General features: G+C 41.3%; 10 protein-coding genes. All 10 read left to right on the forward strand.

The window, feature by feature from the left end; all coding sequences use genetic code 11:
- Positions 1-570 precede the first annotated feature (570 nt).
- The 10 genes from PBN151_RS31600 (at position 571) to PBN151_RS28045 (ending at position 11,964) form a co-directional block, all read left to right on the forward strand.
- The gene (locus PBN151_RS31600; protein ID WP_175560822.1) at positions 571-732 is read left to right on the forward strand and encodes a hypothetical protein; all 162 of its coding nucleotides are present in this window, start codon (positions 571-573) and stop codon (positions 730-732) included.
- A gap of 297 nt (positions 733-1,029) precedes the next feature.
- Positions 1,030-2,034, forward strand: a complete 1,005-nt coding sequence (locus tag PBN151_RS28005; protein WP_072731966.1) for a hypothetical protein — start codon at positions 1,030-1,032, stop codon at positions 2,032-2,034.
- A gap of 97 nt (positions 2,035-2,131) precedes the next feature.
- The gene (locus PBN151_RS28010) at positions 2,132-3,115 is read left to right on the forward strand and encodes a hypothetical protein (protein WP_072731968.1); all 984 of its coding nucleotides are present in this window, start codon (positions 2,132-2,134) and stop codon (positions 3,113-3,115) included.
- 266 nt (positions 3,116-3,381) lie between these two features.
- Positions 3,382-4,419, forward strand: a complete 1,038-nt coding sequence (locus PBN151_RS28015) for a hypothetical protein (RefSeq protein WP_072731969.1) — start codon at positions 3,382-3,384, stop codon at positions 4,417-4,419.
- 185 nt (positions 4,420-4,604) lie between these two features.
- Positions 4,605-5,609: a hypothetical protein gene (locus PBN151_RS28020; RefSeq protein WP_072731971.1), complete on the forward strand. Its 1,005-nt coding sequence runs from the start codon at positions 4,605-4,607 to the stop codon at positions 5,607-5,609.
- A 52-nt stretch (positions 5,610-5,661) separates the two neighbouring features.
- Positions 5,662-6,987, forward strand: a complete 1,326-nt coding sequence (locus PBN151_RS28025; RefSeq protein ID WP_072731972.1) for an ABC transporter substrate-binding protein — start codon at positions 5,662-5,664, stop codon at positions 6,985-6,987.
- Between the two features lie 13 nt (positions 6,988-7,000).
- Positions 7,001-8,398, forward strand: a complete 1,398-nt coding sequence (locus PBN151_RS28030; protein ID WP_227775168.1) for an ABC transporter substrate-binding protein — start codon at positions 7,001-7,003, stop codon at positions 8,396-8,398.
- Between the two features lie 181 nt (positions 8,399-8,579).
- On the forward strand, positions 8,580-9,563 hold the full coding sequence (locus PBN151_RS28035; RefSeq protein WP_072731974.1) for a hypothetical protein: 984 nt from the start codon (positions 8,580-8,582) through the stop codon (positions 9,561-9,563).
- A 92-nt stretch (positions 9,564-9,655) separates the two neighbouring features.
- A complete protein-coding gene (locus tag PBN151_RS28040; protein WP_072731975.1) occupies positions 9,656-10,735 on the forward strand; it encodes a hypothetical protein in 1,080 nt (359 codons plus the stop codon).
- A 227-nt stretch (positions 10,736-10,962) separates the two neighbouring features.
- Entirely contained in the window at positions 10,963-11,964 is a 1,002-nt protein-coding gene (locus PBN151_RS28045; protein ID WP_072731976.1) for a hypothetical protein, read from the forward strand.
- The last annotated feature ends 22 nt before the right edge of the window (positions 11,965-11,986 follow it).

Consider the following 11,986-nt stretch of genomic DNA (forward strand, 5'->3'; position numbering starts at 1 on the left):
TGAAATAACCCACTAACTATTTTAGTTGGTGGGTTATTTGTTGTCCACAGCTTATCCACAACGATGAATAGGTATGTTATTGAAGAAATATGCACAGAGGGATAACTTTATAAAGTGAAAAATCTCGTATATATAAGCCGTCCCATCCACAATTTCTGTTGAAAACGTGTTCATAACATTGGATAACTACACGATAATAATTCGATATTTCGCAAAATTACGAAGTTATGCACATTCTAGCAATGATTCACTTATCCACACGTTAATAAGTTTCAAAGATAATTGAATTGTAAAATATTTATTCAGTGAGAGCCAGATTAGTGCCACTTACACTATAGGTAAGTTAATAACGATCCACATCGTATACACTCCAAGTTCATAATTCTATCCCGCACTTCTTCATGTTCACCCATTAAAAGTTATGAAATCCTAAAATTGATGCTTTTATTTGCTTATGGAAATGAAGTTACTTGTAAGCGTATTCCCCTAAACATATTAGAATTGGCACATGCAACACTGTTAATTCGTTATCTTTCTAATAGAAGTCTGTCTGCGAGGAATTATCTATCTATGAAGTCTATCGCAGTTATTATACGTACAGCACTATTTGTTAAGAGCGGTTGCAGTAAAGAAGAGGCAATGACTAATGCGGTGAAGGAAATCGTGCAGGATAAGAAGTCAGTTGAGGAAGTACTCACTTCTATGCGGAAGGGATTGCAAGAGAGAGATTGAAATCAGAGCGTAGGTAGGAAAATAAGTAACCACTCATAGTTATGGGTGAAATAAAAAGAGTTAGTGAATTGCTTGGTGCAATTTGATAGCTCTTTTTTGTGTACAGGTAGAGAATGGAGATGTAGCAACCAGTATCAGTTTTCATTTGCAATCTGGCTCTACGGAATTGTTTGTTCGCATTTCATTTCTGATTTTATTCTTAAATCTTATTCATTGAATGTTAAGTTGAGTATTACATGTTCAATGTTAGCATAAAAAGAGGGTTCAAAAATGAAACATAGGAGGAAATAAAAACAAATGAGCATTAAAAAAGCAATTCTAGCGTCTATGATCGTATCCAGTATGTTAGTTGTGGTGGCAGGACCAATTCCAGCAGGCGCTGCGGCTGCACAAGCGCAGAAGCAAACGGATAATAAGAAGGTTCAAATCGCTCAGAAGCTGGCCGCCAAGCTGCAAAAAGCGGTAAAGCAATTTGCAGGGAAAGAGATAAAGTTGCAGGATGCTGCAGAGACTACATTTGCTACAAATGCAAAGGTTACATCGATAGATGGAAAGTACGTTGTCCACTTCGATTATCAAAAAGGTGAAGTATGGGAGATCAACGGGACGATCCCAATTGATAAAATCAGCAAACAGGATCAGGAAGAAGTCCTGAAAATGCTGAAAGGAGCATACGCAAAGAAAACATACGTCTTAGATAAAGAAGCGGTCATGAAGCGGCGCTATGACGATAAAAAAGAAAAACTACAAGATCATTATTTGTCGTATTCATTGACAGGGAAAGACTTTGAAGTAATTCTGGTCAAGGAGAAGCTGGGAGATACGCCAGTAGAGTATGTCAGTGGTGTTAGGATAAAGTTTGCCAAGGAAGAGCTCGAATCAAAGTCGCTGGAGACGGCAGCGAAAGCGATGAAAATGGCTTTCAATCATGATTTGAATGTAACAGAGGGATATCTCGATTCTAACGGGGAAAATTATCATATGTTATCCCTTAAGGATAATGAGGTATCACTTGAGATGGAAGCAAAAAAGGGAAAGGTCCTGAATGTATTTCATCATACAAGAAAAAAGGTAACGACCGACCAAGAGATTACGACAAAAGATGCAAAGGCAGTGGTCGCTCCGCTTGCCAAGGAATTATTTAATATCGATATTTCGGGATTAGAAGTAAAGTGGGACAACCTATTTAAAGATTATTGCTTCGTTAAAGGCAAAGAAACGGTATTGAGGGCAGCATTGGATGCCGATAAGAACGTGGTGTACCTCATATCGGGTGGCACAGCATTATTGGGGGGGCATTAGACGTTATCGGACTAAATATACAGGCTCAAATGAAATACATAAATTCTAATTTTCGTTAGATGCTTAATAAACAGAAGGAATACCTAGGAGGTTAACTATGAATATAAAAAAAGCAATTCTAGCGTCTATGATCGTATCGAGTATGTTAGTTGCCGTGGCAGGCCCGATTCCTGCAGGGGCCGCGGCTGCGCAAGAGCAGAAGCAAGCGGATAATAAGAAGGTTCAAATCGACCAGAAGCTGGCCGCCAAGCTGCAAAAAGCTATCAAAATATATGCAGGGAAAGAGATCAAGCTGAAGAATATCGGCGAGAAGATAGAATTCTCTCCGAGTGCCAAGGTTGATTCCGTAGACGGAAAATATGCTATCCGCTTTTTCATTGATAACGGTAAAATATGGGGGATTGATGAAAAGGTCACAATCGATAAAATTAGTAAAGAGGATCAGGAGAAAATCTTGACAGTGTTAAAAAAAGCATATGCAAATAAAACATATGCCTTTAATAAAGAAGTGATCATGCAGCGAAGCTATGATGGCGAAAAGGAAAAACTAGGTGTGAATTTGTCGTATACGATGACAGGGAAAGATTTTGAGGTTTCCTTTGCAAAGGAAAATTCCGCTAAAGAGATAAAAGGTACTGTTGGTGGTTTTGTGATACAGTTTACCAAGGGAGAGCTTGATCCAAAGCTCCTGGAAACGGTAGTAAAAGCGACAAAAACGGCATTCAATCATGATTTGGAAGTCACAAACGCTAAACTATTAAATGGATTGAAATGGATACTCGAGGATGAGGACGTATCGGTCGAAATGGAGATGGGAAAGGTAACTAACGTATTTCATAAAACGCGTAAAGCGGTAACGACTAACAAGGAGATTACGGAAAAAGGGGCTAAAGACGTGGTTGCACCGCTTGCCAAGGAATTATTCAATATGGACATTGCGGAATTGGAAGTGAAGTGGGTCAGCGAATATGAAAATTACTACTTCATTAAAGATAAAAAACCGGTTCTGAGGGCAGCGCTGGACGCCGATAAGAACGTAGTGTCCATAACAGCAGGTGTCGGAGCATTATACGGATTCTAAATAAGGCGGGTTTGAAAATAAAAGGGTTATTGAATTGCTTGCCGCAATTTGATAACTCTTTTACATTTGGATATTCGCATAGGGAACAATAATATAAGTGTTTCGAAAGCATTCCCTGCCCAGAAAGGATATATTTATCAGAAAACACACTTCTATGGACAGAATAGTAGAGATGATGTCACAAATGAGCGAATTGATATTGTTATATATGGTAGGTGATACACCAGTGGTACACCATGAGAATATGAAACATAGGAGGGTTTAGTATGAATTTGAAAAAAGCAGTTGCAGCATCCATGATCGTATCCAGTATGTTGGTTACGCTGGCGGGCCAGACTTTTGTAGGAGCCGAAGCAGCAGGAGGAAAGAAGCAAGAGCAAGCAGCATCAAGCAGCAGTGTTCAAATTGATAAAAAGGTTGCTGCCAAGCTGCAAAAGGCTGTACGTAAATTTTCTGGTAAAGATGTCGAGTTGCAAAATGTTGGCGAACTAGTTCGTGCCAATGACACGATGGCGAAGGTTCAATCCGTAGACGGGGTCTATCAAATATTTTTTGATCATAAAACAGGAAAAGTATGGACGTTGACCGGAAAAACAACGATTGACAAAATCAGCAAAAAGGATCAGGACGATGTTCTGAAACTGTTGAAAAAAATGTATTCGGGGAAAACATATGCTTTTGATAAAGAAGTGCTCCTGGAACGTTACTATGAAGATAAAAAGGAACAGTTCAGCCAAAATTCTACTTACTACTTGAAGGGGAAAGATTTTAATGCATCACTCGTTAAAAATGATCCGGATCTAAAAGATTATATTAATCAAGCCCGGATCGAATTTGCTAAGGAAGAGCTTGAAGCGAAGCTGTTGACAACGGCGGAGGAATCGGTGAAAACGGCGTTAGATCATCAATTTAACATAACAGAGGCTTATCTTGTTAGTAATACTAAAAAAAACGCATGGGAATTAAAGGACGGCAGCTCTACTCTTTACGTAGATGAACAGAGCGGGAAGGCAACTAACTTATTCCATAATACGCGCAAAAAGGTGACGACGAGCCAGACGATTACGGCAAAAGAGGCAAAAGAGGTGGCCGCTCCGCTCGCCAAGGAATTATTCAGTATCGATATTACGGGATACGAAGTAAAGTGGAATAGCTTATATCAAGACTACTGCTTCGTTAAAGATCAAGAAACCAGAGTAAGAGTGGCATTAGATGCCAATAAAAAGGTAGTGTACCTTAAATCCGGGGCAAATGCACTTTTTGGAGGGGAAGACCCTGTTGCAAGCAGACTAGAAGAAGAATAATGCAAAAAGGTAAGTGAAAATCAACCGTTTAAAGCATCCGAAAGGATGCTTTTTTATGTGCTCCGTTACTTCTGTCCAAACATTAATGTTCTCTTAATTTTTATTCATATAAAGTTTCGTGGTTAAGTTCTATTCCATTCATTAGCATTATAGCTATCAAGTGTTCCATTATAGGAGGAAATAAAATGAACATGAAAAAAGCAATTCTAGCGTCTATGATCGTATCGAGTATGTTAGTTGCCGTGGCGGCGCCAATTCCTGTTGGAGCCGAGGCTGCGCAAGAGCAGCAGAAGCAAACGGATAATAAGAAGGTTCAGATCGACCAGAAGCTGGCCGCCAAGTTGCAAAAAGCAGTAAAGCAATTTGCGGGGAAAGAGATAAAGTTGCAGGAGGCTGCCGAGACTACATTTGCTACAAATGCAAAGGTTACATCGACAGATGGAAAGTACGCAGTCTACTTCGATTATAAGAAAGGTGAAGTATGGGAGATCAATGGAACGATTCCAATTGATAAAATCAGCAAACAGGATCAGGAAAAGGCTCTGAAAATGCTGAAAGGAGCATACGCAAAGAAAACATATGTCTTAGATAAAGAAGCGGTCATGAAGCGGCGCTATGACGATAAAAAAGGAAAACTGCAAGATCATTATTTATCGTATGAATTGACAGGGAAAGATTTTGAAGCACTTCTGTCCAAGGATAAGTGGGGAGAGACACCAGTAGAGTATGTCAGTCTTTCGATAAAGTTAGCCAAGGAAGAGCTCGATTCAAAGTCGCTGGAAACGGCAGCAAAAGCGATAAATGCGGCTTTCGATCATGATTTGAATGTAACAGAGGGGTCTCTTAGTTCTAACGGAGACAACTATCATATGTTGTCACTTAAGGATAATGATGTATCACTTGAGATGGAAGCAAAAAAGGGAAAGGTCTTGAATGTATTTCATCATACAAGAAAAAAGGTAATGACCGACCAAGAGATTACGACAAAAGATGCAAAGGCAGTGGTCGCTCCGCTTGCCAAGGAATTGTTCAATATCGACATTTCGGGATTAGAAGTGAAGTGGGACAACCTATTTAAAGATTATTGCTTCGTTAAAGGCAAAGAAACGGTATTGAGGGCAGCATTGGATGCCGATAAGAACGTGGTGTACCTCATATCGGGTGGCACAGCATTATTGGGGGGGCATTAGACGTCAGGGTTTCATTGCAAACTGCGCTTGAATAAAAAAAGGAGCTAGAAGTATGCATAATAGATGGAAAATTGTGATCTCGTTGCTTATGATCGTTTCCTTAATGAGCGGATGCTTCGGTAAGAAGGAAGTGCTAGAGCCGTTGCAGCCGAGCAAAATCAAGGTGATCTATCAGGATGAGGAAGCCTTTTACCACGACTACGGGAAGTATTTTCATATGAAATATCCGCAGATTGAGGTCGAGGTTATCTCCGAGACTCAGGTGCTTCAAAATCTAGGGAAAACGATTCGTGCAGAGGATTTGGATACGGAAATAAAGAAGCTGTTGGAGAACTCCGGTGCAGACGTAATAAAGCTGGGTGATGCGAAAACGTTTAAATCATTTGCTGAAGCTGGCAGGTTATACGAATTGGAAGAAATGATCCGGCAGGACGACTATGATATGAAGGGCTTTTTGCCAGGGCTGATCGACAAAATTAAAAGCTTAGGCAACGGCAAGCTATATGGGCTTGCTCCTTATGTGGATAGGGAAGTTTTGTACTATAACGCAGCGTTGTTCAAGGAGCATCAAATCGAACCGCCGAAGAACAATATGACCTGGCAGGAAATGTTTGATTTGTCAGCGAGATTTGCCAATATCGGAAGCGGAGACAATAAGGTGTACGGGTTCTATGAATGGCATGGGGATATAGGATTCACTTTGTACAAAATTGCCGATTCCTCCGGATTGAAGCTGCTCGACCCGAAGGGAGAGAAGGTGCTTCTGAACTCAGATGGCTGGAAAAAAGCCATCAAGCAGGTAACGGATGCTGTACGCAGCAAATCTGTATTTTTGCATCCTGAAGGCCAAATTTACACACAAGAACTTAGAGATCAAGTTGCTATGGAGATAGGCAGCGCTTACAAAACTAGGGAGCTTGTATTGACCAAGCAAGATTGGAATGTAGTTACGGCCCCGGTAGATCCTGCAATGGATTCTTCATCCATTACCTTTTCTCCCATCTACGCAATTGCGGCCGACTCAGCCAACAAGCGGGCGGCTTGGGAATTCGTCAAATTTGTGAATGGTCCAGAGATGGCGCAGGCCCGTTCGAGGACATTGGAAGGTAAGCTTCTTTCACGCAACGGTTATATGAAGGATATCAAGGGTAGAAGTACGGATGCATTTTATATGCCGAAGATCAGGCAGGAGAGCAGCCTTTATGAAAGTCTTCCATTCGAGTTCCTCAGATTATTTTATAAACCGCTTCGTGAGGAGCTGTTGGCCGTAGTTGCGAACGAGAAGTCAGCTGATGAAGCAGCTGCCGCGTTGGAGGTAAAAGCGCAGGAACTGCTCTTAAAAGTGCGAGAATCTGCAAACAAGGATAAAGGGAAATAGGGAGTGTAGAAACGTGTTAAAGAGTGGGAAGACCGTAATTATGCTGCTGACGATCATGTCTCTCTTAAGCGGCTGCTTCGGAGAACGGTCAGAGCTAGCGCCATTAAAAGACGGTAAAGGGAAGATCAGGGTTGTCTATCAAGATGAAGATCGGTTTTATAGTGACTATGGGAACTTCTTTAAGATGATGAACCCCGACATCGATATTGAGGTTATCAGTGAAGCAGAATTGTTTGACGAAGCCGAAAAAAACGAGGCATTCAATTTGACTGAGGAAAAGAAAAAGCTGCTCGATAAAGTTAAGCCGGATGTGCTGTTTTTGAATGAAAGCATGTTTGAGGCCTTCGCTCAAGAAGGAAGGTTGTATGATATAGAGCCGGCCATCAGCCAGGATCAATACAATTTGGACGGATTCATGCCTGGTCTTATCGACAGGCTGCGAGCAAAAGGGAATGGGAAGCTGTACGGGCTCACTCCTTCCTTCGAAACGAATGTCATCTATTATAATCGCAACTTGTTCAAGAAGCATCAAATCGAGCCACCAAACGGGAAAATGACGTGGAAGGAGCTTATTGATCTGGCAGCGAGATTTTCGAGCGTCGAATCAGGAAAGAAGCAAGTGTTTGGATTGTATCAAACGAGAGGGCCGGCAAGTTTGATGTATGATATCGCCGCTGCATCGGCACTTAAGCTCGTTGATGCGAAATCAGGTAAGCTGTTGATAGAGTCAGATGGTTGGAAGGAAGCAATGAAGATGACGGCGGATGCCGTCCGTAATCATGCAGCCTATGCTCCTCCCCCAGTGGAGGAAGGCGAACAGCTTGATGGATACGAATATACCGGAGACTATTTGAAGCAGTATAGTCGATCAAACGAGATGTTTTACATGGGCCAAGCGGCAATGACGATTCAACCGCCGTGGTTTGCTTCCTTTTTACGGGATATTCCATACTACTCGAAGACACCAGAGATCGACTGGGGCATCGCGGCCGCACCTGTTAATCCTGCTAAGCCCGATGAATCGGCTTATGTGAAATTGTCGGAGATCTATGCCATATCTGCGGATTCTCCGAACAAGCGGGCAGCTTGGGAGTTCGTCAAATTCGTGAACGGGCCGGAAATGGCGCAAGTTGCTGGGAAGGCAATGAACGATACGCTGCCTACGCGATCAGACTATTTCAAAGATTTTAGGGGGCGGGACACGGAGGCTTTTTACCTCCTGAAGCCAATGGAAGCTAGCAGTGTGTCAGATAAAAAAAGTATTCCACCAGGTTTCCAAGCTGAATTCGATTCGTTATTGTCGGATGCGCTGAAATCCTTAATTGATCAAGAGAAAACGCTGGACGATGCAGTTGCCGAGCTTCAGCTCAAGGGACAAGAAATGTTAGATCGATTGCGAGAAACCAAGTAGGTGCAATAAGCGAATTAAAATGGCTCTTCGCTATACTGAATGGGTAAGAAGCCTCCATCTGGCCGCATTTTATTTCTGATTTTATTCTTAAATCTTATTCATTGAATGTTAAGTTGAATCTTATTTATTCAATGTTAGCATAAAAGTAGAACTCATCAATTCATACATAGGAGGAAATGAAATGAATATAAAAAAAGCAATTCTAGCGACTATGATCGTATCCAGTATGTTAGTTGCCGTGGCAGGCCCGATTCCTGCTGGAGTTGAGGCAGCGCAAGGGCAGAAGCAAACGGATAATAAGAAGGTTCAAATCGATCAGAAGCTGGCCGCCAAGCTGCAAAAGGCAATCAAACAATATGCAGGGAAAGAGATTAAGCTGAAGAGTGTCGGCGAGAAGATAGAATTCTCTCCTGATGGTGCAAAGGTTGAATCCGTAGACGGAAAATACGGTATCTGCTTTAATGTTGGAAGTGGTCGGATATGGCAGATTGAAGAAAAGGTCACAATTGATAAAATTAGTAAAGAGGATCAGGCGAAAGTCCTGAAAGTGTTGAAAGAGGCATATGTCAATAAAACATATGTCTTTGATAAAGAAGTGATTATGCAGCGAGGGTATGATGGTGATAAAGAAAAGCTAGGTGTAAGTTTGTCGTATAAGCTGACAGGGAAGGACTTTGAGGTATATTTCTTTAAAGACAATACTGCTAAAATGCCGAAAGATGCAGTTAGTGCGTTTACAATAAACTTCACCAAGGAAGAGCTCGACCCGAAGTTGTTGGAAACGGCAATCGGAGCAATAAAAACGGTATTCAATCATGATTTGGAAGTTATATCCGCTGACCTAAGACGCTTTACATGGACACTTGAAGATAAGGACATATCGCTTGAAATGGAGGAGGGAAAGGTCACTAACGTATTTCATAAAACACGTAAAGCGGTAACGACCAACAAGGGGATTACGGAAAAGGATGCCAAAGAAGCGGTTGCTCCGCTTGCCAAGGAATTATTCAATATGGACATTGCGGATTTAGAAGTGAAGTGGGACAGCACCTTTAAAAATTACTACTTCATTAAAGACAAGCAACCCGTATTGAGAGTAGCACTGGACGCCAATAAGAACATAGTGTTCTTAACATCAGGTGTCAGAGCGTTAAGTGGGTTCTGAATAGGGAAGGTTTGAATATGAAAGAGTTATTGAATTGCATAGCGTAATTTGAGAGATAAATATCCATACAATCATACATAGGGGGAAATAAAATGAATATCAAAAAAGCAATTCTAGCATCAATGCTTGTATCCAGTATGTTGGTTGCCGTAGCAGATCCTATTCCTGCAGGAGCAGGGGCTGCGCAAGAGCAGCAATTGGATCGCTGGACAATTCAAATAGATCCGAAGTGGACGGAAAAGCTGAATCAAGCGGTAAAATTATTTGCCGGAGAAGACGTGCAATTGCAAAAGGTAGGTAAGCTCGATTTCAATAATAAGAATGCATCTAAAATAACAGAAGTGCGATCTGTAGATGGTAAATATTCATTACAATTTGATTATGATACAGGGGTTATCTGGACGGTAAGCGGCAAAACCGCTACGATTGACCAAATCAGCAAGCAGGAACAGGAAGACGTATTAAAGTGGTTGAAAGCGATATATCCAAAGAAGAAGTATGCATTTGATAATGAAGTTGAGGTGATTCACCAGTTTACGGATGAGAAACTCTCAAAAACGTCAAAAGCAGAGGTTAGAGAGGAGAAGACGTACGAATTGAAAGGAAAGGATTTCTCCGCTTCCTTACACAAATTAGATGGCATACCAGAACATATCGGTCATATCACGATTGACTTTGATAAGAAAGAGCTTGATCCGAAACTGCTGAAAACAGTTGTTGATGCTGCTCAAACTGTTTCTACAAATAAGTTTGAAATGACGACTGCTCAGCTTCGCGTCGATTTATCGCCAATTATCTCAAAGAATAAACCCAATATAACATGGGTGTTCCATGATGGCAAAGTTACGATTTATGCAGATCCCAATACAGGGAAAATCAATAGTATTTACAATGAGCTTGGAAAACAAGTACGCGAAAATAAAGGCATTTCCGAAAAAGAGGCGAGAGAAGCGGTCGCCCCAATAGTGAAGAAAGTATTTAATATCGACATGAATGGATATAGCGTGAAATGGGATGGAACAGAAAAGGATTTTGCTTTCACCAAGAAAAATGGCATGAATGTAAGAGCGGCATTGGATGCAAATAAAAAGGTCGTGTACATTCGAGTCGGAAGAGCTGCTGCTCCTGGGATCATTAAGTATGCAGCCGATTTGGAAGCGAAACCCCATTAAACGCCTACAAACGAACCATTTCATTATATTTTGACTCCGTATCGAATAATCCACTGGCTTCTATGCGTCGGTGGATTTTTTTATTTGAAACCATCTTCATTCACAATAGTAGAGATGATGTCACAAATGAGAGGAGTGAAATTGTTATACATTGTAGGCGATCACCACTTTACGAATAAAAAACGTTCAAAACTTTAAAAGTAGGGTGGAACATAGGAGGGTTTAGTATGAATTGGAAGAGAACAGCTCTAGCATCTTTACTCGTATCCAGTATGTTGGTTACCTTGGAAGGGCCGATTCCTGCGGGTGCTGGGGCAGCGCAACAGCAGGAACAGCAGCAATCGAATAGTAAGAAGATTCAAATCGATCAGAAGCTGGCCGCCAAGCTGGAGAAGGCAGTAAAACAATTCGCAGGGAAAGAAATTAAGCTGAATATGCAGGGCACTTCCCAATCCATAAGCGATCAGGTGCAGGTTAAGTCGGCAGATGGGAAATATAGTGTAAACTTTAGGGAAAAAACAGGAGAAATTACTACGATTAGAGGCTATCAAACCATCGATAAAGTCAGTAAGGAGGATCTGAACGAAGTACTGAAAGTATTAAAAGGGTTATATGCGAAGAAAGACTATACATTTGATAAAGAAGTTCATGTCGATCTGCACGATGTAGAATCAAAGACGCCCTTTAGCATGTATTCGTTAAACGGGAAAGGATTTTCTGCCTTACTTATGAAAAATTATCCGGGGTGGCCGACAAAGATTCATGTTTCAGCCCAAGTCGAAGTTGCCAAGAACGAGCTTGATCCAAAGCTCATGGAAAAGGCAGCCGGGGCAGTAAAAACAGCTTTAGGCCACAATTTTGAGGTGACGAAGGCTTGGGTTGGAGGTACTAATAAAAAAAGTACATGGAAACTTAAAGGTGGCAATATTACGCTGTCCTTGGATGGAACAGGGAAGACCGAATATATTTATGATATTTCGCGAAAACAATTGACGACGAACAAAGAGATTACGGAAAAAGAAGTGAAAGAGATAGTCGCGCCGATTGCAAAGAAGTTATTCAATTTGGACATCCAGGGGCTTGAAGTAAAATGGGACGGTGCTTCCAGAGACTTCATCTTCAATCAAAAGAAAGATACGAAAATGACCGTGGCGCTGGATGCCGATAAAAACGTAGTTTATATGTTTTCCGGGGTAAGAATGCTTCTGGAGGATTTAGAAAGAGATTAAACCTTAATAAAAAGGAGAAGAT

It is taken from the genome of Paenibacillus sp. NAIST15-1 (assembly GCF_001894745.1).
GTDB classification, from domain to species: Bacteria; Bacillota; Bacilli; order Paenibacillales; family Paenibacillaceae; genus Paenibacillus_B; species Paenibacillus_B suaedae.

What these genes read in the sequence shown, in the direction of transcription:
- PBN151_RS31600 (WP_175560822.1), top strand. Translation starts at nt 571, where the DNA reads ATGAAGTCTATCGCAGTTATTATACGTACAGCACTATTTGTTAAGAGC.
- PBN151_RS28005 (WP_072731966.1), top strand. Translation starts at nt 1,030, where the DNA reads ATGAGCATTAAAAAAGCAATTCTAGCGTCTATGATCGTATCCAGTATG.
- PBN151_RS28010 (WP_072731968.1), top strand. Translation starts at nt 2,132, where the DNA reads ATGAATATAAAAAAAGCAATTCTAGCGTCTATGATCGTATCGAGTATG.
- PBN151_RS28015 (WP_072731969.1), top strand. Translation starts at nt 3,382, where the DNA reads ATGAATTTGAAAAAAGCAGTTGCAGCATCCATGATCGTATCCAGTATG.
- PBN151_RS28020 (WP_072731971.1), top strand. Translation starts at nt 4,605, where the DNA reads ATGAACATGAAAAAAGCAATTCTAGCGTCTATGATCGTATCGAGTATG.
- PBN151_RS28025 (WP_072731972.1), top strand. Translation starts at nt 5,662, where the DNA reads ATGCATAATAGATGGAAAATTGTGATCTCGTTGCTTATGATCGTTTCC.
- PBN151_RS28035 (WP_072731974.1), top strand. Translation starts at nt 8,580, where the DNA reads ATGAATATAAAAAAAGCAATTCTAGCGACTATGATCGTATCCAGTATG.
- PBN151_RS28040 (WP_072731975.1), top strand. Translation starts at nt 9,656, where the DNA reads ATGAATATCAAAAAAGCAATTCTAGCATCAATGCTTGTATCCAGTATG.
- PBN151_RS28045 (WP_072731976.1), top strand. Translation starts at nt 10,963, where the DNA reads ATGAATTGGAAGAGAACAGCTCTAGCATCTTTACTCGTATCCAGTATG.